General features: G+C 63.8%; 21 protein-coding genes. 15 read left to right on the top strand and 6 right to left on the bottom strand.

Features of this window, described 5'->3' with window-relative positions; genetic code table 11:
- Positions 1 to 35 precede the first annotated feature (35 nt).
- On the top strand, positions 36 to 503 hold the full coding sequence (locus tag GC121_RS08680; RefSeq protein ID WP_151973904.1) for a hypothetical protein: 468 nt from the start codon (positions 36 to 38) through the stop codon (positions 501 to 503).
- On the opposite strand, the gene GC121_RS08675 is transcribed toward GC121_RS08680, so the two are convergent.
- The 3 genes from GC121_RS08675 to GC121_RS15315 form a co-directional block, all read right to left on the bottom strand.
- On the bottom strand, positions 500 to 2,671 hold the full coding sequence (locus tag GC121_RS08675) for a CHASE2 domain-containing protein (protein ID WP_151973903.1): 2,172 nt from the start codon (positions 2,669 to 2,671) through the stop codon (positions 500 to 502). The genes GC121_RS08680 and GC121_RS08675 overlap by 4 nt on opposite strands.
- 36 nt (positions 2,672 to 2,707) lie before the next feature.
- Positions 2,708 to 4,003: a LysM peptidoglycan-binding domain-containing protein gene (locus GC121_RS08670; protein ID WP_199857811.1), complete on the bottom strand. Its 1,296-nt coding sequence runs from the start codon at positions 4,001 to 4,003 to the stop codon at positions 2,708 to 2,710.
- A gap of 217 nt (positions 4,004 to 4,220) precedes the next feature.
- Positions 4,221 to 4,361 carry a hypothetical protein gene (locus GC121_RS15315; RefSeq protein WP_199857810.1) on the bottom strand — a complete coding sequence of 47 codons (141 nt, stop codon included), beginning with the start codon at positions 4,359 to 4,361 and terminating at the stop codon, positions 4,221 to 4,223.
- Positions 4,362 to 4,568: 207 nt separating this feature from the next.
- Here GC121_RS15315 and bchI point away from each other — a divergent pair, with 207 nt between their 5' ends.
- From bchI to GC121_RS15310, 4 genes are read left to right on the top strand one after another with little or no spacing between them, the layout of a single operon-like run.
- A complete protein-coding gene (gene bchI / locus GC121_RS08665) occupies positions 4,569 to 5,570 on the top strand; it encodes a magnesium chelatase ATPase subunit I (RefSeq protein ID WP_151973901.1) in 1,002 nt (333 codons plus the stop codon).
- Entirely contained in the window at positions 5,567 to 7,246 is a 1,680-nt protein-coding gene (locus GC121_RS08660; RefSeq protein ID WP_151973900.1) for a magnesium chelatase subunit D, read from the top strand. The genes bchI and GC121_RS08660 overlap by 4 nt, the downstream gene beginning before the upstream one ends.
- Positions 7,243 to 8,139 (top strand): alpha/beta fold hydrolase BchO, encoded by an 897-nt coding sequence (gene bchO / locus GC121_RS08655; RefSeq protein WP_151973899.1) that lies wholly within the window; start codon positions 7,243 to 7,245, stop codon positions 8,137 to 8,139. The genes GC121_RS08660 and bchO overlap by 4 nt, the downstream gene beginning before the upstream one ends.
- Complete coding sequence (locus GC121_RS15310; protein ID WP_199857809.1) at positions 8,136 to 8,297, top strand: hypothetical protein; 162 nt, start codon at positions 8,136 to 8,138, stop codon at positions 8,295 to 8,297. Before bchO ends, GC121_RS15310 begins: the two co-directional genes overlap by 4 nt.
- Here the strand turns inward: GC121_RS15310 and GC121_RS08650 are convergent.
- Together GC121_RS08650 and crtD are read right to left on the bottom strand one after the other, a co-directional pair.
- On the bottom strand, positions 8,294 to 9,007 hold the full coding sequence (locus GC121_RS08650) for a hydroxyneurosporene dehydrogenase (protein WP_151973898.1): 714 nt from the start codon (positions 9,005 to 9,007) through the stop codon (positions 8,294 to 8,296). The genes GC121_RS15310 and GC121_RS08650 overlap by 4 nt on opposite strands.
- A 119-nt stretch (positions 9,008 to 9,126) precedes the next feature.
- On the bottom strand, positions 9,127 to 10,674 hold the full coding sequence (crtD, locus tag GC121_RS08645) for a 1-hydroxycarotenoid 3,4-desaturase CrtD (RefSeq protein ID WP_151973897.1): 1,548 nt from the start codon (positions 10,672 to 10,674) through the stop codon (positions 9,127 to 9,129).
- 88 nt (positions 10,675 to 10,762) lie between these two features.
- Between crtD and GC121_RS08640 the strand changes: the two genes are divergently transcribed.
- The 10 genes from GC121_RS08640 to pufC all read left to right on the top strand — a co-directional run bounded on the left by GC121_RS08640 (position 10,763) and on the right by pufC (position 20,427).
- Positions 10,763 to 11,875, top strand: a complete 1,113-nt coding sequence (locus GC121_RS08640) for a methyltransferase (protein WP_151973896.1) — start codon at positions 10,763 to 10,765, stop codon at positions 11,873 to 11,875.
- Positions 11,876 to 11,991: 116 nt separating this feature from the next.
- Positions 11,992 to 12,927, top strand: coding sequence for a chlorophyll synthesis pathway protein BchC (gene bchC, locus GC121_RS08635; protein ID WP_151973895.1), 936 nt, complete (start codon positions 11,992 to 11,994; stop codon positions 12,925 to 12,927).
- Positions 12,924 to 13,910, top strand: coding sequence for a chlorophyllide a reductase iron protein subunit X (locus GC121_RS08630; protein ID WP_151973894.1), 987 nt, complete (start codon positions 12,924 to 12,926; stop codon positions 13,908 to 13,910). Before bchC ends, GC121_RS08630 begins: the two co-directional genes overlap by 4 nt.
- Before the next feature lie 3 nt (positions 13,911 to 13,913).
- The gene (gene bchY / locus GC121_RS08625) at positions 13,914 to 15,437 is read left to right on the top strand and encodes a chlorophyllide a reductase subunit Y (protein ID WP_151973893.1); all 1,524 of its coding nucleotides are present in this window, start codon (positions 13,914 to 13,916) and stop codon (positions 15,435 to 15,437) included.
- A complete protein-coding gene (gene bchZ / locus GC121_RS08620; protein ID WP_151973892.1) occupies positions 15,434 to 16,873 on the top strand; it encodes a chlorophyllide a reductase subunit Z in 1,440 nt (479 codons plus the stop codon). Before bchY ends, bchZ begins: the two co-directional genes overlap by 4 nt.
- Positions 16,874 to 17,015: 142 nt before the next feature.
- A complete protein-coding gene (gene pufB / locus GC121_RS08615) occupies positions 17,016 to 17,174 on the top strand; it encodes a light-harvesting antenna LH1, beta subunit (RefSeq protein ID WP_151973891.1) in 159 nt (52 codons plus the stop codon).
- 64 nt (positions 17,175 to 17,238) lie between these two features.
- Complete coding sequence (gene pufA / locus GC121_RS08610; protein ID WP_151973890.1) at positions 17,239 to 17,409, top strand: light-harvesting antenna LH1, alpha subunit; 171 nt, start codon at positions 17,239 to 17,241, stop codon at positions 17,407 to 17,409.
- A gap of 128 nt (positions 17,410 to 17,537) precedes the next feature.
- Positions 17,538 to 18,362 (top strand): photosynthetic reaction center subunit L, encoded by an 825-nt coding sequence (gene pufL, locus GC121_RS08605; RefSeq protein ID WP_151973889.1) that lies wholly within the window; start codon positions 17,538 to 17,540, stop codon positions 18,360 to 18,362.
- Positions 18,363 to 18,376: 14 nt separating this feature from the next.
- Positions 18,377 to 19,348 (top strand): photosynthetic reaction center subunit M, encoded by a 972-nt coding sequence (pufM, locus tag GC121_RS08600; protein WP_151973888.1) that lies wholly within the window; start codon positions 18,377 to 18,379, stop codon positions 19,346 to 19,348.
- Positions 19,349 to 19,353: 5 nt separating this feature from the next.
- Complete coding sequence (gene pufC / locus GC121_RS08595; RefSeq protein WP_151973887.1) at positions 19,354 to 20,427, top strand: photosynthetic reaction center cytochrome PufC; 1,074 nt, start codon at positions 19,354 to 19,356, stop codon at positions 20,425 to 20,427.
- 61 nt (positions 20,428 to 20,488) lie between these two features.
- Here pufC and GC121_RS08590 read toward each other — a convergent pair whose 3' ends face one another.
- Positions 20,489 to 20,743 carry a hypothetical protein gene (locus GC121_RS08590; RefSeq protein WP_151973886.1) on the bottom strand — a complete coding sequence of 85 codons (255 nt, stop codon included), beginning with the start codon at positions 20,741 to 20,743 and terminating at the stop codon, positions 20,489 to 20,491.
- Positions 20,744 to 20,752 lie beyond the last annotated feature (9 nt).

Raw genomic sequence — 20,752 nt, 5'->3', positions numbered from 1 at the left:
AAGGTCCGACATTGCGCGCTTTAGGCGCCGCCATAATGGCGTCGGCGATGGCGGGCTGCGCCGTGATAACGCCCGCCAACATCACCTCGACCGAAGGCGCCATGCCGGCGGGTTCCGCCGTCCGGATGGCAGCAAGCGCGCCTGACGGATCGCTCCGCACCGCCTTTGCCACCGCGCTTGAACAATCGTTTCAGACGCATGGTGTGATGCTCGACACTGATGCCGGGATGATCGCCGAATTCGGCATTGCCGCGCGCAGTGCGCAGACCGGCCTCGCCAATCCTGACGCCTCGACCCCCGATGCTATCGTATGGGAATCGCTGCCCGCCGAATCGCATTGGTATAACGAATGCGAGGTGATCCGCCTGCGCGCGACAATGGTGCTGCTGGACCGCGAGGCAGGCACGATTGCCTATCGCGGCGTCGCCGAAAGGGATGTTTGCTCCTACAGTCAGGCCGATTTGCAGCAATTGGCCAACCTTTTGGTGGCCGACGCGCTTTAAGTCTTCCGTTCGAACGGCTGAAATTCGGGCACATCGATGCGGAAGCAAGTGCCCACTCCCGGCGCTGAATCGACCGTGATCGTGCCGTGATGCAGATCGACCACGCGCTTCACAAAGGTCAGCCCCAGCCCCACACTCGGCCCGGCCTGGGTTTCATGCGCCCCGAACCGCGCAAAGGGATTGGTGAGCCGTTCGGGCGGCAGCCCCGGCCCTTCATCGCACACACTCAGCTGCATCACGCTTTCGCTGACTTCGCGCAGGATCACCTTCACCGTGCTCGCTTCGGGCGAGAACTTGATCGCGTTGCCGACCAGATTGTCGAGCAGCCGTGCGATCAGCGAGGCATCGACTTCGGCGAAGAGCAAATCCTCCGGCAGATCGGGCAGCACGGTGATCGCCTTGGCGCGCGCTGCGGCATAGGCACGGTCCGTTGCCTCTTCCACCAGCGCCACCAGATCGGCTTCCTCGAATTGCGGCTTCGTTTCGGCAAGTCGTGCAATCTGCACGAAATCGTCGGCCAGCTTGAGCGTGCGCTCAGCCTGGTTGCGGATGCGCGGGCCGATATCGTGGTCGCTGCCATTGGTGCCGACCTTGCGCGAGAGGCCGATGATCGCGACCTGCGGCGTGCGCATATCGTGCGACAGGAATTCGAGCATTTCGCGCCGCTCCTGTTCGCGCTGGCGGATCTCGGTCACATCGCGCAGTGCCATGATCTCGCCGCTTTGCGCATCGCCTTCCAGCTCGAACCCCGCCCGCGCGACCAGAAATGCGGTGCCATCGGGAAAGGATATCTCGCCATCATCTGGCCTATGCGTTGCCATAGAATCCGCCAGCAAATCGGCGAGCGGTGCGGGTGTCTCCTCGGCAAAGCCGGGAAACAGCCGCTTGGCCGACTGGTTGGCCATCGTAACCAGCCCTTCGCGGTCTAGCACCAGAATGGCATCGGGCGCGGCCTCGATCACCTTGCCCAGAAAGGCAAAGCTGCGGCTGACGTAGTTCACCAGACGGCGCATCCGCGCCACCTGCCGCGCGAGCTGGTCAAACCCCTCGACATCGGCCTTCTGCGCGCCCGCCGGACGCAAGAAGGCGGCTTCCTCTTCCAGATAGGCGCTGACCGAAGTGAGTCGCCGCCAGCTCCACAAGGGATAGGCAAACAGCACCGCCAGCAGCGCGACGCCCGGACCGACCCAGAAATGGGTGAGCGGCACCAGCAGCACGGCGATCGCCAGCAAGGCGGCGCTGATCGAAATCGTCGCAATCAGCCCCGCACGGGCCGAGAGCTTCCAGAACACGAGGAACTGGATAAGCAATGCCAGCGCGCCCAGCAGCGCCGACCACAGCGCCGATGCATCACGCACAAGCGCGCCCTGCCGCAAGGCGTCGAGCAGATTGGCCTGCGTTTCGACCCCCGGCATCACGGCGACGCCGCCCGCGCCGACCGAATAGCGGTCTCCCATGCCTTGCGCGGTCGCCCCCACCAGCACCGTTTTGCCGCGTAGAAATTCGGCCGGAACCGTGCCGCTCAGGATGGCAGCAGCAGAATGGCGGGCATAGGCGCCGTCGCTGTGGAAGGAGACGATGGCGGCCTCGGGTGCATCAGCGGGTGTCACCCCGCTTGCCGCCAACACGAAATGGGGAAACGCTGCGCCATCGATGTCCCGCACCAGATCGAACCGGCGCAACACGCCGTCAGCATCGGGTGCGCTGGCGACATGGCCCACGCCCGCCGCCGCCTCTGCCAAAACAGGGATCGGCAAAGCCGGATCGATGGCGGATTGGGTATTTGCACGCGGGGCAAAGGTGTGCGGTAGATACACCGCGCCATGGCGTCGCATGGCAGCGGCTAGCGCGGCGTCGTCTGCGGGCGCGGTCGGCTCCAGAAACAGCACGTCGAACAGGATCGGCCCCGCTCCCGCTTCCGCCAAAGCATCGATCAGCGCGGCATGGCGCGCGCGCGGCCAGGGCCATGGGCCGATCGTTTCGAGGCTCGGATCGTCAAAAGCGACAACAACAATGTCCTCCGCCGGTGCCGGTCGGGCGAGTCCAGCGGCGCGGTCGAGCAGGCCCGCATCAAACCGCGCCATCAGATCGGCACGGGTGCCGAGCGCCACGAAAATCAGGCCGAGCGCAAGAAGTATTACCCATTCGGCAAGGAGCCTGCGAAACATGATTGGCCCTTATCGTGGCAAGCGGATGTGCAAAAACTACTCGGTGTCCACCGGCAAACGGGTGGGTTCGCTCCAGACCGTCAACAGGCCTTCCTCGGCATCGGTCTGCATCGCGCCGATACGCCAGACATACACACCGGGTTCGAGCGCGGTGACAAGGGTTGCGTCCCCCGGCAGCGCGATTTCGTCATAGAGCAGGACGCCGGGCTCGCCTTCGCGCCACAGCTGGAAGGCGAAATGCGTCAGTCCAGTGCCCTGCGCCGACCAGACAAAGCGGAACCCGTCCGCCAGCGTCGATTGTTCCACCGATCCTTCCGCCCCCAGCCGTTTGCGGCGGAAGCGGAATTCTTCGGAAAGGCCTTCCAGCCCGTTTTCCGCCACGCCGCGCACCCGCACGAGATAGCGTCCGTCTTCGAGCCCTGCAAAGCTGAAGGAGCCATCGCTGGAGAGGTCTTCGGCGATGACTTCGACGAAGGTTTCGTCGCGTGCGATCTGCACCCGGCTCGCAGCTCCGCCAGCAGGCGGCGCAACGGTGAAATCGACCGTCTCGGCCATTTGCACCGAAGCGATCTCCCCGACTTCGGGCGGCGGCAAAAGCTGCTCGACTTCGCCGACGCCTGCTTGCGATGCCGCGACGCCAAAACCAGCCTCGGGCAGGACTTCGCTGGCGAAGCTCTCATCTGCGGCGACAGCCACGCGGCCCTCGGTCACTTCGGCAGTGCCGATGCCGGTCGTGTCGTCATAGGACACGCGGTATTCGGTCCCGCGGACCGCCGTCACCGCCACCGGCGTGGAGGTGCGGAACCGTTCGTCGGTGCGCAAGACAGGCGCGCGGATTTCGCCGCGCCCGTCCAGCAAATCGAACTGGATGTCGCGCAAGTCGCCAAGCGCGTAAATCCGCGAACAGGCCAGCTGCGCGCGGGCATTGGCAGGCAGCGTGATCGTGGTGCTCCCGTCCGCCGATTGCAGCGTCAGGAAACTACCCGCGCTCGTTTCGATGCGCCCGCCATCGGGCACTTGCATGGCGCGGTTGGCCTGCACGCCGTTGATCTGCACCGTTCCGCTGGAATGGCGCACTTGCAGCCCGGCATCGCGATAGGTCAGATAGCGGCGCGGAATGCGCAATTCGGTGCCGACCGGGATGCGGCGCGGGTTGCGGATGCCGTTGAGCCGGGCGATCTGGCCGACCGCCGTCACGCCTCTGAAATACCGCTCGCTCAGGCCATACAGGGTATCGCCCTCCTGCATCCGGTAAGTAACATACCCGCTGTCGCATTCTGCCGCTGCGCCATTGGGCAGTGCCGCCAGCGCGAGCGGCGACACCGCAAGCATAGCGGCCTGGCGAAGCGGTCTGGTTAGCTTAGGCATAGTCGGTCTCTTACCTGTCTCTTGAAATGCACCATACGCGAAAAAAGCGCGCCGGGGAGGGGGGCTCCCCGACGCGCTTCCAGTTTTCCGGCAAGGCACCGACTTTGCTCGTACCTCGAATGCGACCTCGAAGGACTCAGCGTGCAAGGCGATGCTGGATGCGTGCATTTCACCAGGGGGGCTAGCGTGATGCGGCATCCGCCGGAAGTTGTAACTCTTGTGCCTGTTGATCGGCGGCTTCGGCAGGCGGGCCGGAAAGCATGGACGCAGCGAAAAAGCATCCGACCACGGCCATCCCCACCAGCGCCACGCCTAAACGCATGGCTACCCGTGACTTGGGCGATTTCTGCGCTGCGCCAACCATGCCTGTGCTCCCCTCTCCACCGGACTTCCGTTTGCAATACCACCGTCCGCAGCCGAGACCGAGTAAAGGCTTGTAAAGCTGGGTTCGCGGAGAAAAGCAGCACATTCCCATAAATCGGGGATTCCGCTTGCCCTGACGCTTAGACTTGTCCAGATTAGTGGACAGATGAGCCGTTTCCCATTTTCCGCCATCGTCGGCCAAGACGAAATGAAGTTGGCGCTGCTGATTGCGGCGGTCGATCCGGCGGTGGGCGGCGTGATGGTCTTCGGCGACCGTGGAACGGGCAAAAGCACGGCAGCGCGCGCGCTGGCGGCCTTACTCCCGCCCATCCCGATTGCCGATGGCTGCCGCTATGGCTGCACGCCCGATCAGGCGGGCACTTGCCCCGATCCCTGCACGTCAACGCGCGCGCGCAAAAGCCCCGTTCCCTTTGTCGATCTGCCGCTTGGCGCCACGGAAGACCGCGTGCTCGGCGCGCTCGATCTCGAAAAGGCGCTGCGTTCGGGCGAGAAGGCGTTCGAGCCGGGCCTGCTCGCCAAGGCGCATCGCGGTTTCCTCTACATTGACGAGATCAACCTGCTGGAAGACCATCTGGTCGATTTGCTGCTCGACGTCGCCGCTTCGGGCGAGAATGTCGTCGAGCGCGAAGGCCTGTCGATCCGCCACCGCGCGCGCTTCGTGCTGATCGGCAGCGGGAACCCGGAGGAAGGCGAATTGCGCCCGCAATTGCTCGACCGGTTTGGCCTTTCTGTGGAAGTGCGCACGCCCAAGGACATTCCCAGCCGCGTCGAAATCATGCGCCGCTGCGCCGCGCAGGAAGCCGATGCCACCGCCTTTGCTGCCGAATGGGCTGAGGAAGAGGGGAAAATCCTCAAGCAAATCGCGCGCGGCCAGAAGAAGGTGGCTTCGCTCACCGTGCCCGATGATGTGCTGACCGATGCGGCAGAACTTTGCGCGGCTGTGGGGGCAGATGGGCTACGGGGTGAACTTACGCTGATGCGCGCGGCCAAGGCGCTGGCGGCGCTGCGGGGCGCGAAAGCGGTGCGGCGGGAACATCTGGTCGATGTCGCCCCGCTGGCGCTGCGCCACCGCCTGCGCCGCGACGTGCTCGACGAGACGGGTTCGACTGTCAGGATCGAGCGCGCGATCGCCGAATTGTTCGGATGACGCATCCGGCGAATCCCCTCGCCGACGCCCTGCTCGCCGCGAAACTGCTTCTCGCTGCTCCGACGCGCCTTCGCGGCATGGTGCTGCGCGGCAGCGGCCCGGCGCGCGACGTGGTGCTCGATTACCTGCGCCAGCACGCCACCACCCGCCGCCTCCCCCCGCATATTGACGAGGCGCGGCTGCTCGGCGGGGTCGATATCGCGGCCAGCCTGACTGCCGGAAAGCCTGTCATGCAAAGCGGTTTGCTGGCCGAAATGGCGGGCGGCGTGCTGATCGCACCGATGGCCGAGCGGATGGGCGATGCGCTCGCCGGACGGTTGGCGCAGGCGATGGACGGTGCGGCGGACTTTGCGCTGGTGTTGCTCGACGACGGAGTCGAAGCGGACGAGCGTCCTCCGGCTGCGCTCATGGACCGCGTGGCGTTTCATTGCGATCTGTCAGGCGTCACCTCACTCGACATTGCGCCTGCGGACACAACGCTCTTTGCTGGCGCGGGAGCGGCAGAGGATTGCCTGCTTCCCCTCGCCAACGTGGCGACCGCTCTGGGCATCGACTCGGTGCGCGCGCTGCTTTTCGCGCAATCGGCTGCGGCTGCCCATGCGGCCGTGGCGGGGCGCGAGGATGTGGTGCAGGACGATGTGGCCGCCGCCGCGCGGCTGGTGCTCGCGCCGCGCGCGACCCGCCTGCCCCCGCCGCCAGCGCAGGACGAGGGTGAGGAAGCGCCCCCTCCCCCGCCCGAAAGCGGCGAGGATGCGGGCGACACCGATCGCGACGCGCTTTCGGAGATACCCGAGGACGTGATCCTCGAAGCCGCGCTCGCCGCGATCCCGCCTGACGTGCTCGAAATGATCGCCGGCAATGCCAAGCAGCGCCGCGCTTCGGGCGGTGGTTCGGGCAAGCGAACCAAGTCCAAGCTGCGCGGCAAGCTGCTAGGCGCGCGGCCCGGTATGCCGCGCGATGGCGCACGCCTCGCACTGATCGACACGCTACGCGCCGCTGTCCCTTTCCAGGAATTGCGCCGGAGGGAGCGCCGGAATGGCACAGGCTTCACTGCGCTTCAGGTTCGCAAAGAGGATTTGCGCATTCACCGGTTCGAGGAACGCGCCGCCAGCGTCACGGTTTTTTGCGTCGATGCGTCGGGCTCGGCAGCGGCGGCGCGGCTGGCGGAGGCGAAGGGCGCGGTCGAGCTGATCCTTGCGCAGGCCTATGTCAAACGCAGCGAGGTTGCGCTGATCGCCTTTCGCAAGGAAGGTGCGGAATTGCTCCTCCCGCCCACCCGCTCGCTCACCCGCGCAAGGCGCGCGCTGGCAGGGCTTCCGGGCGGCGGCGGCACGCCGCTTGCGTCGGGGCTTGCCCTCGCCCGCGAACTCGGCGCGACCATTGCCAGCCGTGGCAACACGCCATTCCTTGTCTTCCTGACAGATGGCAGCGCCAATATCGCCGCCGATGGCACGCCGGGCCGCAAGCAGGCGGGCGAGGACGCGGAAGCTGCGGCCAAAGCGATTGCGTCGAGCAGGCTGGATGCGGTGGTGATCGACATTTCCCCGCGCCCGCGCCCCGATGCGCGCAAGCTGGCAGAGACTATGCGCGCGCGATATTTGCCGCTGCCGGTGGCCGATGCGCAGTCCTTAAGCAAGGTCATCATGGCCGCACAGCCCGAAAGCGCCGCAGCATGAGCAGCGCTCTCGCTTGGGAGCGCGAAGGCAAGCTCTGGCCGCACCGCGAGGCCTCGCAATTTGTGACCGCTGGCGGACTGGACTGGCACGTCCAGCGGATGGGCAGCGGGCCGGAGCTGCTGCTGCTCCACGGCACCGGCGCGAGTTGCCATAGCTGGCAGGGGATGATGCCGCTGCTGGCGGAGCATTTTTCGCTGATCGTGCCCGACCTGCCCGGCCATGCCTTTACCGTTGGCCGTCTGCGCGGCGGGCCTAGCCTTGCCAATATGACCCGCGCGATTGGCGCGTTGCTGGCGGAGCTGGGCGCAACGCCTGCGGCCATTGCCGGCCATTCGGCAGGCGTTGCCATCGCGCTCGACCATGCGCGGCAGACCGATCCGGCGTTGCCAGTGATCGGCGTCGCCCCCGCCATCACCCCTTTCCCCGGCCTTGCCGCAAAGCTGTTTCCGGCGATGGCGAAGTTGCTCTTCGTCAATCCGCTGGTGCCCCGCATTTTTGCTGCCAGCACCCGCTTTCCCGGCGAGGCCAAGCGGTTCGTCTTCCGCTCCACCGGATCGCATACGGGCGCAGTGGAACTCGCCTGCTACGAGGCGCTATTGGGCAATGCGCGCCATTGCGAGGGCGCGCTCGAAATGATGGCGAACTGGGATCTGGAGGCGTTTGCCGAATCTCTGCCCGACATCGCCAATCCCCTGCTTCTGGTGCATGGAAACAAAGACAAGGCGGTTCCATACACGGCTGCCGAAGCGGCAGCTGAGTGCATCCCGAATTGTATTTTTGCTACTATTCATGGCGGGCATCTTTGCCATGAAGAGCAACCGGAATTGGTTTCTCGCCTGTTGGTCGGTCAAGGCCGCAAACATGGAATTCTGCCGCCGAAGGAGAGCGCATGAAAGAATTCATCAGCGCCAATCTCGGCCTTATCGAACTGGTCTTCTCGGCTAGCGTCGCGCTGGGGTTTGGCATCTGGCAATATGTCTCGATCAGCCGCGAGATTGCGCGCGACAAGGCGAAAAAGGCCGAAGAAGAAACTGCCTGCGAAGCCGACTAAACCCGCGGCATCCGGAACGGCAGCATGAATTGCACCACAGGAGAGGTGAAGCGGTCGAGATCGAGGCTTTCCTGCACTCCCACCACCCGCTCGCCATACAGCTGGGCGATGAAGGATGAGCGGGCGTAGAAGGGCGAATCCTCCCACGTATCCAGCACCCTTGCCTGCCCCTCATCCGCCCGCGTTCGCCGCTGCACCTGCCACAGTGTGTTGGGCAGCCGCGCCACATCGGGCAGTTCGGCAGGCTCGGGCGAGCCATGGCGGTCAAACCGCAGTGCGCTGGCGAAAGATGACCCGTCGCGGCGAAGGCCTTCATAATTCACCACGCTGCCATCACGGGTATGCGCGCGCGACCAGTGCCACATACGGAAACCGGCTTCCAATGACTCCTCGCCGAAATTGGAATCGAGATAGCCGTCGCCTTTCCAGCTGACATCGGGCTGGTGCATATCGACTTCGACATGGGCGCGCGGGGCGAGGCAATGCCAGCGGTGGCGCGCTGCGGGATCAAGGCCAAAGGCGACCGTGTTGACGGCTTTCGGGATCACCCGCACCGTGCCGCGCACCCGCCGGTGGATGGGGTTGAACAGCCGCGTATCACGCTCGACAATATCGATTTCCAGCGCCTCTCCCGTCCAGCGCAGATTGCTCGGCCCGATGGACAATTGGTCAGCCGTTTGCACCGCTGCGCCGCGTCCGCGCTCGGTCATCACCCAGCGCGCCTTGGGGCCGTAAAGCGCAACGTTAAGGCACACATGGTCAAGCGGATCACCGCGACCGCTGCGCTTGTAATAGGGGCTGAAGACGCTGCCGATGAAGGCGATGATCGTCAGGCCGTATTTTCCGTCCTTGCTGATCGCATCGACATACCACCAGCCATAGCCGCCGGGAGGAACCTCCGCGTCGAAGTGAGGTCGGCCATCACGGTTCGGGCTGCCAACTGCCCGGACAAGGCGGCCATCGGGACCCCGGCCCCCGGATGGGTGCTTCCCCCGGCGCAATACAGCCCCTTGATCCGCGTCCGCGTGCCTTGCCGCAGGAAGGAGGCCGCCCAGCCGTGCGACACGCGACCATAGATCGCTCCGCCCGTTCCCGGCAGGAAGTCCGCCCAGTCGTTGGGCGTCAGCAGGCGGTGTTGCCAGCTCTCCTCCAGCGTCAGACCGCAGCGGGCGAGGCGCTTCCTCATCGCTTGGGTGCATTGCTCTTTCTCCTCGGGTGAATAGGTGCGGGCGTCGCCATTGGCGGGCGCGTTGACGATGATTTGCAGGCGCTCTTTTCCATCCGGCTTGGCCGCGCCGAAACTTTCGCGGTCTTGCGCGCAGATATAGACGGTGGGGTCGACGGGCGGGCGACCCGCAGCGATATCGCCAAACTCGCGGGCGTAATCGGGGGAAAAGAACACGTTGTGATGCTTGAGCTCAAACCCGCTGGTTTGGGTATGGCCGAGCCAGACCATGGCGGAAAGCGACCGCTTGGCAGGCTTCAACGCGCCCACCGCACGCCGCGCATCCTCGCCCAGCAGACCCGCGCCGAGTGCAGCCGGATCGGCGTTGACGATCACCCTGTCCGCCGCGATCTGCTCGCCGCTTGCCAGCACAACGCCGGTGGCTTTGCCGCCGCTGGTCACGATCCGCTCGACCGCCGTGCCGAAGCGGTAACTTGCCCCCTGCCGCTCTCCGATAGTGCGCAGCGCCTTCGCCAAGGCCGCGATCCCGCCGTCGATCAGCCACACGCCTTGCGCCTCGACATGGGCGATCAGCATCAGCGTGGCAGGGCAATCGAAGGGCGAGGAGCCGCAATAGGTGGCGTAGCGGGCGTACAACTGGCGCAGGCGCGGATCGGCAAAATGCTCGCCCAGCACCTTCCACATGGTCTCGTAAGGCCGCGCCGCGCTGAGTTCGAAAAAGCGCGAGAGGCCGATGCGGAAGAGGAATTGCGGCGGCAGGTGGATTTTGCCTGCGCGGATGAAGCTGTGATCGAGCAGGTTGTAAATCCGCGCCGCCTCGGCCCGCATGGCGCGGTATCCGCGCGCGGCGTCGGCTCCGGCAAGGTCACCAATCGCTGCCTCGCTGCGCTGCGGATCGGCGAACAGGTCGAGCCGCTCGGTCTCGCTCCATGCATGGCGGGCCAGCGTTTCGGCAGGGCGCGTCGTGACATGATCGTCCAGCCGCTCTCCACAGGCATCGAAAATCGTGTCGAACACATCGCGCAAGGTAAAAACCGTCGGCCCTGCAGCAACCTGCGTATCGCCCACAGGCAGGGTTCGAGCCTTGCCGCCGGGCACCGGTTCCTTTTCGATCACCGTCACTCGCAGCCCCTTCGCCGCCAGCAGCGCGGCGGCAGAAAGTCCGCCAATCCCGGCGCCGATAATGGCCACATGAGTGGTAGGCGGTGCGCCCAAACGGAGTCTCCCTTACGCCAAGATCATTGACCTTTACAGTTCATCTGTCCAGTTGATTGGACATATGGGCAAAAATCATCTCTCGTGGAAAGCCCGCTGGCTGGCCTGGCGCAACCGGCTTTACGGCTCGCCAAGCTTCCAGAAATACAGTGCGGCAATCTGGCCGATCAGCCATGTGGCGCGGGCGCGCGCAGGCGGACTGTTCGATCTGGTGGCGGGCTTTGCTTACACGCAGACCCTGCTCGCCTGTGTCGAATCGGGGTTATTGGAGCTGCTGGCCGATGGCCCCGCCAATGTCCCCGCGATTGCGCGGCACTGTGATCTGTCCGCCGATGCCGCCGAGCGACTGGTGCGTGCGGCGGCGGGGCTGGAGCTGGCGGAGGTGGCGGGCGCGGACTGCTGGATGCTCGGCAAGCACGGCGCGGCCTTGCAGGCCAACCCCGGCGCGGTGGCGATGATCCGCCATCACCGGCTGCTCTACGCCGACCTCGCCGATCCGCTCGCCCTGCTGCGCGCCGACCGCCAAGAGGCGACGCAGTTGAGCCGCTTCTGGGCCTATGAAGGGGCGATCAACGGAGAGAAAGCTGCCGAATATTCGCAGCTGATGGCCGTATCGCACGCGATGGTGGCGGAGCAGACTTTCGCGGCTTACGACTTCTCCCGCCACCGGGCGGTGTTAGATGTGGGCGGCGGACACGGGGCCTTCGCCATGGCGCTTGCCAACCATGCGCCTGATGCGCGGATCGGGATTTTCGATCTGCCCGCCGTGTTGGACGGTACGACCGAAGTCTTGTCCCAAAAAGGCCTGACGGAGCGCATCACCCTGCATCCCGGTGATTTCTTCGCCACTGCTTTGCCCAGCGGGTATGATTGCATCACGCTCAACCGCATCCTGCACGATCATGACGATGCAGCAGCGCTGGCGATCCTGCGCGCGATCCGCGCGACTCTGCCCGCAGGCGGCCGACTGTTGATTGCCGAACCGATGGCCGAAACGCCCGGTGCACGGGCCATGGGGGACACCTATTTCGGCCTGTATCTCTGGGCGATGAATTCGGGGAAACCCCGCTCGGCTAAAGCGATCGGCACCCTACTGCGCGAGGCCGGATTTGCCAGCTGGCGCCAACGGCAAACGGCCCAACCGATCATCTCCAGCTGTGTTGTCAGTTTTGTATGACATCAAATAGTGTCGAGTTTAATTGACACTCTTCGGCTTTGCTCTAAAGTGAACCTTCGAGAAAGAGCATCTTCCGAGATGCCAGGGGCCCAAGGGTCGGAAAGGGGACGGAGCGAATGGATGCCATGGCAGTAACGCTACAGGCTCCCCGTCGCCTATCGATACAGCGCCATGCGCTGTGCGATTGCGGCCCGTCCGATTGCGTGGTCGATATCCATTATTCCGGCATCAGCACCGGCACCGAAAAACTCTTATGGAACGGGGAGATGCCGCGGTTTCCGGGCATGGGCTACCCGCTGGTTCCGGGGTACGAATCGGTGGGCCGTGTGGTTGATGCAGGGGCCGATGCGCAAGCGCGGATTGGCGAATGGGTCTTCGTGCCCGGCGCTACCTGCTATCAGGATGCGAAGGGGCTGTTCGGCGGCACAGCGGAGCGAGTCGTTGTTTCCAGCGCCCGCGCCCTGCCTGTTTCCGAGTCGCTGGGCCGTGACGGTACCTTGTTCGCCCTCGCCGCGACCGCGCTGCACGCACTTTCGGGGGAAAAGCCGCCCGAACTGATTGTCGGCCACGGCACGCTGGGCCGTCTGCTCGCTCGCCTGACCATTGCCATGGGCGCACCTGCGCCGGTGGTGTGGGACAACAAGGCCGAACGCCGCACCGGCGGGGTCGGCTATGATGTCATCGCTCCCAAGGATGATGACCGGCACAATTACGCCGCGATCTACGATGCCAGCGGCTATGCCGACGGGATCGACGTGCTGATTGGCCGCCTCGCCCATCGCGGCGAGCTGGTGCTGGCAGGATTTTACGCCAACCGCCCCAGCTTCGCCTTTCCTGCCGCCTTCCGCGCCGAAGCCCGCCTTCGGGTCGCCGCCGAATGGCAGCCGGACGATCTCGCAGCAACGCGCACCCTGATTGAAGACGGTGCGCTCGATCTCGCGGGCCTGATTTCGCACACCGCCCCGGCGGGCGCTGCGGAAGCAGCCTACCCCACCGCCTTTCACGATCCCGATTGCCTGAAAATGGTGCTCGACTGGAGCCAAGCCGCATGACTATGCTCGACGCCGATACTGCCCTTCGCGAAGAAGCCGCAATCGAACCCGATCCCGTACCCACGGGCGAGGTGAAGTCCGAAACGCAGATCATCGCGATCTACGGCAAGGGCGGCAGCGGCAAGAGCTTCGCGCTGTCCAATCTCAGCTACATGATGGCGCAGCAAGGCAAGCGCGTGCTGCTGATCGGATGCGATCCCAAATCGGACACCACCAGCCTGCTGTTCGGTGGCAAGAGCTGCCCGACGATCATCGAAACCTCCTCCGCCAAAAAGCTGGCGGGCGAAGAAGTGGCCATCGAAGATGTCTGCTTCCAGCGTGACGGCGTGTTCGCAATGGAGCTGGGCGGGCCCGAAGTCGGGCGCGGCTGCGGGGGGCGCGGGATTATCCATGGCTTCGAACTGCTGGAAAAGCTCGGCTTCCACGATTGGGGTTTCGATTACGTCCTGCTCGATTTCCTCGGCGATGTGGTGTGCGGCGGCTTCGGCCTGCCGATTGCCCGCGATATGTGCCAGAAGGTGATCGTGGTCGGATCGAACGATCTGCAATCGCTCTACGTCGCCAACAATGTTTGCAAGGCGGTCGAATACTTCCGCAAGATGGGCGGCAATGTCGGCGTGGCCGGCATGATTATCAACAAGGATGATGGCACGGGGGAGGCGCAGGCCTTTGCCGATGCGGTGGGCATTCCGGTGCTGACAGCCATCCCGGCGGATGAGGATATCCGCCGCAAATCCGCCAATTACCAGATTATCGGTAAGCCTGGTGGCGAATGGAGCGGGCTCTTTGAAGAGCTCGCCACCAACGTCGCCGAGGCTCCGCCGCGCCAACCCGCTCCTCTGGACCAGGACGGTTTGCTTGGCCTCTTCTCCCCTGAAGACACGGGTGGCAGCGTCACTTTGATGCCAGCCACACAGGCCGATATGCGCGGCGGTTCTTTCGAACCCAAGCCCTCCCTCGAAGTCATCTACGATGAGGTGTAGGCCATGACCGACATTAGCACATCTGTGCGCGAGCGCGATAGGCTCGATATCGGTTCTGCCGAAGGTGGCGGATGCAGCAGTGCGTCCACCATGCAGGAAGCCGCGCGCAAAGCGGGCAAGAGCGAGATTCTCGATCAATATGCGGCCGATTATCCCGTCGGCCCGCACGACCAGCCGCAAAGTATGTGCCCGGCTTTCGGGTCATTGCGCGTCGGTCTGCGGATGCGGCGCACCGCGACCGTGCTTTCGGGCTCGGCCTGCTGCGTTTACGGCCTCACCTTCACCAGCCATTTCTACGGCGCGCGGCGGACGGTGGGTTATGTGCCCTTCAGTTCGGAAACGCTCGTCACCGGCAAGCTGTTCGAAGACATCAAGGAAGCGGTCGAAAACCTCGCCGATCCGGAGAAATACGACACCATCATCGTCACCAATCTGTGCGTCCCCACCGCCAGCGGCGTGCCGCTACGGCTGCTCGCTGACCAGATCAACGGTGTGCGGGTGATAGGCATCGATGTGCCCGGTTTCGGCATCCCGACCCACGCCGAAGCCAAGGACGTGCTGGCAGGCGCGATGCTGAAATATGCGCGCGAAGAAGTGGCCGCCGGGCCGGTTGCCGCTCCGCGCGAGAAATCCGACAAGCCGACGATCGCTTTGCTGGGCGAAATGTTCCCCGCTGATCCGGTCGGCATTGGCATGATGCTGGAACCGCTCGGCCTTGCCGCCGGGCCAGTCGTCCCGACCCGCGAATGGCGCGAACTCTATTCCGCGCTCGATTGCGCGGCCGTGGGGGCAATCCACCCCTTCTACACCGCGAGCGTGCGCGAATTCGAAGCCGCTGGCCGCGCGATTGTCGGTTCAGCGCCGGTTGGCGCGGAAGGGACCGCCGCCTGGCTCGATGCCATTGGTGCTGCCTGCGGGGTCAAGCAGGCGCATATCGACGCCTCGAAGAACGCCTTTGTCGGCGCGATCCGGGGTGCGCTCGCGGCGAACCCGATCAAGGGCCGTATCACCGTTTCGGGCTACGAAGGCTCCGAATTGCTGGTGGCCCGGCTGCTGATCGAAAGCGGCGCGGATGTGCCCTATGTCGGCTCTGCCTGCCCCAAAACGCGCTGGTCCGATCCGGACCGCGAATGGCTGGAAGCAAAGGGCGTGCGGGTGAATTTCCGCGCCAGCCTCGAAGAAGATATCGCCGCCATTTCGGAATTCGGCCCTGATCTCGCCATCGGCACCACCCCCGTGGTGCAGCACGCGAAGCAGCGAGCGATCCCCTCGCTTTATTTCACCAACCTCATTTCCGCCCGCCCGCTGATGGGTGTGGCTGGCGCTGGCAGTCTGGCGCAGGTCATCAATGGTGCGCTGGCAAACAAGGGCCGGATGGACACGATGGCCGCCTTCTTCGATGGCGTCGGCACCGATCATGCGACCGGCGTGTGGGAAGACACCCCGCAGGATCGCCCCAATTTCAAAGCGAAATACGCGGCAATCAACGAAGCGGCGCGCAAGGCGGCGGAGGCGGTGGGCACATGAGCTACGTCCTCGATCACGATCGCGCCGGTGGATATTGGGGCGCAACCTACGTCTTCACTGCAGTGAAGGGCTTGCAGGTTATCATCGATGGCCCGGTCGGCTGCGAAAACCTGCCGGTCACGTCCGTGCTGCACTATACCGACGGCCTGCCGCCGCATGAACTGCCCATCGTGGTAACGGGTCTGGGCGAGGAAGAGCTCGGCAAAACCGGTACCGAAGGCGCGATGATGCGGGCGTGGAAGACGCTCGATCCCGAACTGCCCTGCGTAGTGGTCACCGGCTCGATTGCCGAAATGATCGGCGGCGGGGTGACGCCCGAAGGCACCAATATCAAGCGGTTCCTGCCGCGCACGATCGACGAAGACCAGTGGCAAAGCGCCGACCGCGCAATGAGCTGGCTGTGGACCGAATTCGGCCCGAAGAAAGTGCCCGCTTTGCGTCCGCGCAAGGAAGGCGCGAAGCCCAAGGTCAATATCCTCGGCCCCGCCTACGGGATGTTCAACATGGCAAGCGACCTTGCCGAAATCCGCCGTCTGATCGAAGGGATCGGCGCGGAAGTGAACATGGTTTTCCCGCTGGGCAGCCATCTGGCCGACATCCGCCGCCTCGCCGATGCAGAGGCCAATGTCTGTATGTACCGCGAGTTCGGCCGCAATCTGTGCGAGCTGATGGAGCGGCCCTTTTACCAGGCGCCTGTCGGTCTCGACAGCACCACCAAGTTCCTGCGTGCGCTGGGCGATGAGCTCGGGCTTGACCCCGAACCCTTTATCGAGCGCGAGAAGCACACCACGATCAAACCCTTGTGGGATCTGTGGCGCTCGGTCACGCAGGATTTCTTCGCTACCGCCAGCTTCGGCATTGTGGCGAACGAAACCTATGCGCGCGGCATCCGCAAATTCCTTGAAGACGATATGGGCCTGCCCTGCGCTTTCGCTTTCAGCCGGTCTGCGGGGGTCAAGCCCGACAACCAGGCTGTGCGCGCCGCAATCCATGCCAATCCGCCGCTGGTCGTGTTCGGCAGCTATAACGAGCGGATGTATATGGCCGAGTGCGGTTCGCGCGGGATTTACATTCCCGCCAGCTTCCCCGGTGCCGCAATCCGTCGCCACACGGGCACGCCCTTTATGGGCTATTCGGGCGCGACCTATCTGGTGCAGGAAGTGTGCAATGCGCTGTTCGATGCGCTGTTCCACATCATCCCGCTCAGCACCGATCTTGACCGGATCGATCCCACTCCGGCGCGTGCCGCCATGGCGTGGGATGCCGAAGCCAAGGCCAAGCTCGATGCGCTGGTCGACGCGCAGCCGGTGCTGATCCGCATTTCTGCCGCCAAACGGCTGCGCGACGCCGCCGAACAGGCCGCACGCAAAGCGGGCGAGGCGCGCGTTTCGGCAGACCGCCTTGCCGACATTTTGCTGACGGAGGGCGCGTTCTGATGCCCGCCTTCGCCACCACCAGATTACAAGTTTCGTATTACCCGGGTCCAGCGGGTTGCAGCCATCCACGCATCGTTTCGGCGGGCGCGGATAAACAGGAGGCATTTCGCCTCTCGCACAACAAACCTACTGGAGAAAAACTATGAGTGATCCCGATGATCGCTTCGGTGTTCGGACATATCTGACGCCGGAAGAGGCCAAGGAATTTCACAAGATTTTCATGGGCTGGTTCGTGGGCTACGTGGCGATCGCAGTCGTCGCACACGCCCTGATCTGGGCCTGGCGTCCGTGGATCGGCTGATCCGCATACCGGCTTGAGTTTCGTTTCAAGCCGCAGCCTTTGAAAAAACAAAAGGAATATTACCATGTGGAAAACTTGGACGATGTACGATCCACGTACGGCATTGGTTGGACTTCACGTCTTCCTCGCCGTGCTGGCTTTCACCATCCACTTCATCCTGCTTAGCACGGATACCTACAACTGGATGGATGGCCCCAACGCACGCGCAACGGCTCAGCTCACGGTTACCGAGTAGAGCCGGGACGTAACGTTTAGACCATTTGACTGTGCGAGAGGTGCGGCTGGCGTCAGCCAGCCGTGCCTCACAGTCGAAACAGCTGATCAACAATGGGCCCGCCAGCAGTGGCGGGGGAGGTATGGGCTATGGCGCTCCTCAGTTTTGAGCGAAAATATCGTGTGCGTGGCGGCACGCTGATCGGTGGAGATATGTTCGACTTCTGGGTCGGCCCCTTTTACGTGGGCTTGTTCGGAATCGTGACCGCTATCTTTGCCACTTTGGGGACGATGCTGATTTTCTATGCAGCATCCCAGGGGCCAACCTGGAACCCGTGGTTGATCAGTATTGCCCCGCCCGACTTGTCTTACGGTCTGGGCTTTGCGCCTTTGAACGAAGGCGGTTTCTGGCAGGTCATCACCGTTTGCGCGCTGATTTCCTTTACATCCTGGGCGCTCAGGGAAGTAGAAATCTGCCGCAAATTGGGCATGGGCTATCATGTGCCCTTTGCCTTTGGCATGGCAATCTTTGCCTATTTCACACTGGTGGTTATCCGCCCCGTGCTGATGGGCGGGTGGCATTTCGGCTTCCCTTACGGGATCTGGAGCCACCTCGATTGGGTGTCCAATACCGGCTACCAATATCTGCACTTCCATTACAATCCGGCGCATATGCTGGCGGTGAGCTTCTTCTTCACCACCACTCTGGCGCTGGCACTCCACGGCGCGCTGGTGCTCTCCGCCACGAACCCGGCTGCTGGCGAGGAAGTGAAGACTCCCGAATATGAAGACACCTTCTTCCGCGATCTCATCGGCTATTCGGTCGGCACGCTCGGTATCCACCGGGTTGGCCTGCTGCTGGCGCTGAATGCCGGTTTCTGGAGCGCGGTGTGCATCGTCATCAGTGGACCGTTGTGGACCAAAGGCTGGCCCGAATGGTGGACCTGGTGGCTCAACCTCCCGATCTGGTCGTGAAGGGGCACTGATCCATGGCACAATATCAAAACATCTTCACCCAGGTTCAGCTGACCGCCACGCCCGAAATGGGCATTCCGACAGCTGACTCGGGCCGCTCGCGCACCACACGCGCTACTTTCAACCATTGGCTGGGCCTGATCGGCCAGGCGCAGATCGGGCCGGTTTATCTCGGCTGGTGCGGCGTCCTGTCGCTCGTGCTGGGCTTGCTCGCTTTCGAGATCATCGGTTTCAATATGCTGGCTTCGGTCGGCTGGGATCCGGTGCAGTTCGTGCGCCAGCTGTTCTGGCTGTCGCTGGAGCCGCCGGGGCCGGAATACGGCTTTTCTCCCTTCGTGCCTTTGGCCGAGGGCGGATGGTTCATCCTCGCAGGCGCCTGCTTCTCGCTTTCGGTGATCTTGTGGTGGGTGCGCACTTATCGCCGCGCTTCGGCGCTTGGCATGGGCAAGCACGTGAGCTGGGCCTTTGCTTCCGCCATCTTCCTGATGCTGGTGCTGGGCTTTATCCGCCCGATGCTGATGGGCAGCTGGGCCGAAGCGGTGCCATACGGCGTCTTCCCGCACCTTGACTGGACGGCAGCCTTCTCGATCCGATACGGTAACCTGTTCTACAACCCGTTCCACGCGCTCTCGATTGTCTTCCTTTACGGTTCGACACTGCTGTTCGCGATGCACGGCGCCACCATTCTCGCCGTTGGTCGGTATGGCGGTGAACGCGAAATCGAGCAGATTACCGATCGCGGTACAGCTTCCGAGCGTGCAGCCCTTTTCTGGCGCTGGACGATGGGCTGGAACGCCACGATGGAATCGGTGCACCGCTGGGCCTGGTGGTTTGCTGTGCTGACGACGCTGACCGGCGGCATCGGCATTCTGTTGACGGGCACCGTGGTCGATAACTGGTATCTGTGGGCGCAGGAGCATGGCTACGCACCCGCATATCCCGACACCGGCGTGGTTGATCCCGCTGCCGCACCTGTAGGGGAGTAAGGACGATGGGTAAGATAAAGCTTCATCACATCGCTTTGCTGGCGGCGCCGCTTGCGCTCACCGCTTGCGAGCTTGCTCCCAAGACGACCGAGCAGGACGGGTTTCGCGGAACCGGCATGAATGCGGTGTATGTCACCGACTCTCGGGTGCCCGGCGACGTGCCGCCTCCGCCTTACGAGCTGGTGGTTGCGGAAGACGGGCCGCTGGCCTCCGAAGTCTATGAGAATGTCCAAGTGCTGGGCAATCTTTCAGCGGACGAGTTCAACTATCTGATGGCAGCGATCACCGAATGGGTCGCGCCGGAGCAAGGCTGCAATTACTGCCACAACCCCGCTAACATGGCCTCGGACGAGCTTTACACCAAGGGTGTGGCGCGTTCGATGCTGCTGATGACGCAGGATGTGAACCAGAACTGGCAAAGCCACGTTGCGCAAACCGGCGTCACCTGCTGGACGTGCCACCGCGGGAACAACATCCCGCAAGAAGTGTGGACTTTGCCCGAACCAGAGAATGCAGGCTCGATCGCCAATAACCGCCGCGGGCAAAACACCCCGATTGCGGCCAATGGCTACAGCTCGCTGCCCTATGGCGCGGTGGCGCGCTATCTGCTCGATGGCAGCTCGGCCGAAGGTATCCGCGTGGCTTCCACCGGAATGCATCCGGGCGACAATGCGACAACGACGATGGAAACAGAGGCGACCTATTCGCTGATGATGCATATGTCGCAGTCGCTGGGGGTGAACTGCACCTTCTGCCACAACACGCAGGCGTTCAGCAGCTGGAGCAATTCCACGCCGCAACGCACCACGGCGTGGCACGGCATCCGCATGGCGGGCAACATCAACGAGACCTACATTACGCCGCTGACCGATGTGTTCCCGGCGAACCGTCTCGGCCCGATGGGTGATCCCTACAAGGTCAACTGCACGACCTGCCACCAGGGCCTGAACCTTCCGATGGGCGGAGCGCGCATGGTGGCCGATTATCCGGGCCTGCAACGCCTGCTTATCAGCAATGATGCGAGCGATGCGGTAGAAGTCGAAGCGGTGCCCGCCACCGAGATGACCGACACCAACTGATCCGTCAGGGTCGCAAATGACAGGGGAAAGGGGAGCCTTCGCGCTCCCCTTTTTTTTGCGCTCAATCGCGGCGGCGCGCGCGGCGGGCGACATCCAACAGATGGACAGGGAAGGACAGCGCCAGTGGCAGGGCGATCCATAGCCACCCGGCGCCCGTCAAGGCAGCGCGCAGGCCCAGCAGCATCAGCACGCCGGGCAGCAGCAGCAGCGCGATATCACCCAACGCCCAGCCCCGGCTCTTCAGGTAAACCGCTTCCACCAGCATTACCGCCAGCACGATATCGACCGCGTGGCCGCTGGCGAACAGTTGCTGCATCACATGGCC

It is taken from the genome of Erythrobacter sp. EC-HK427 (genome assembly GCF_902498745.1).
Classification (GTDB): domain Bacteria; phylum Pseudomonadota; class Alphaproteobacteria; order Sphingomonadales; family Sphingomonadaceae; genus Alteraurantiacibacter.
Note: the sequence above shows the minus strand (reverse complement) of the source record. Positions and strands in the feature narration are given on the sequence as shown.

Coding starts and splice junctions, on each gene's coding strand:
- GC121_RS08680 (WP_151973904.1), top strand. CDS start 36: ATGGCGTCGGCGATGGCGGGCTGCGCCGTGATAACGCCCGCCAACATC.
- GC121_RS08675 (WP_151973903.1), bottom strand. CDS start 2,671: ATGTTTCGCAGGCTCCTTGCCGAATGGGTAATACTTCTTGCGCTCGGC.
- GC121_RS08670 (WP_199857811.1), bottom strand. CDS start 4,003: ATGCTTGCGGTGTCGCCGCTCGCGCTGGCGGCACTGCCCAATGGCGCA.
- GC121_RS15315 (WP_199857810.1), bottom strand. CDS start 4,361: ATGCGTTTAGGCGTGGCGCTGGTGGGGATGGCCGTGGTCGGATGCTTT.
- bchI (WP_151973901.1), top strand. CDS start 4,569: ATGAGCCGTTTCCCATTTTCCGCCATCGTCGGCCAAGACGAAATGAAG.
- GC121_RS08660 (WP_151973900.1), top strand. CDS start 5,567: ATGACGCATCCGGCGAATCCCCTCGCCGACGCCCTGCTCGCCGCGAAA.
- bchO (WP_151973899.1), top strand. CDS start 7,243: ATGAGCAGCGCTCTCGCTTGGGAGCGCGAAGGCAAGCTCTGGCCGCAC.
- GC121_RS15310 (WP_199857809.1), top strand. CDS start 8,136: ATGAAAGAATTCATCAGCGCCAATCTCGGCCTTATCGAACTGGTCTTC.
- GC121_RS08650 (WP_151973898.1), bottom strand. CDS start 9,007: ATGACCGAGCGCGGACGCGGCGCAGCGGTGCAAACGGCTGACCAATTG.
- GC121_RS08640 (WP_151973896.1), top strand. CDS start 10,763: ATGGGCAAAAATCATCTCTCGTGGAAAGCCCGCTGGCTGGCCTGGCGC.
- bchC (WP_151973895.1), top strand. CDS start 11,992: ATGGATGCCATGGCAGTAACGCTACAGGCTCCCCGTCGCCTATCGATA.
- GC121_RS08630 (WP_151973894.1), top strand. CDS start 12,924: ATGACTATGCTCGACGCCGATACTGCCCTTCGCGAAGAAGCCGCAATC.
- bchY (WP_151973893.1), top strand. CDS start 13,914: ATGACCGACATTAGCACATCTGTGCGCGAGCGCGATAGGCTCGATATC.
- bchZ (WP_151973892.1), top strand. CDS start 15,434: ATGAGCTACGTCCTCGATCACGATCGCGCCGGTGGATATTGGGGCGCA.
- pufB (WP_151973891.1), top strand. CDS start 17,016: ATGAGTGATCCCGATGATCGCTTCGGTGTTCGGACATATCTGACGCCG.
- pufA (WP_151973890.1), top strand. CDS start 17,239: ATGTGGAAAACTTGGACGATGTACGATCCACGTACGGCATTGGTTGGA.
- pufL (WP_151973889.1), top strand. CDS start 17,538: ATGGCGCTCCTCAGTTTTGAGCGAAAATATCGTGTGCGTGGCGGCACG.
- pufM (WP_151973888.1), top strand. CDS start 18,377: ATGGCACAATATCAAAACATCTTCACCCAGGTTCAGCTGACCGCCACG.
- pufC (WP_151973887.1), top strand. CDS start 19,354: ATGGGTAAGATAAAGCTTCATCACATCGCTTTGCTGGCGGCGCCGCTT.
- GC121_RS08590 (WP_151973886.1), bottom strand. CDS start 20,743: ATGCAGCAACTGTTCGCCAGCGGCCACGCGGTCGATATCGTGCTGGCG.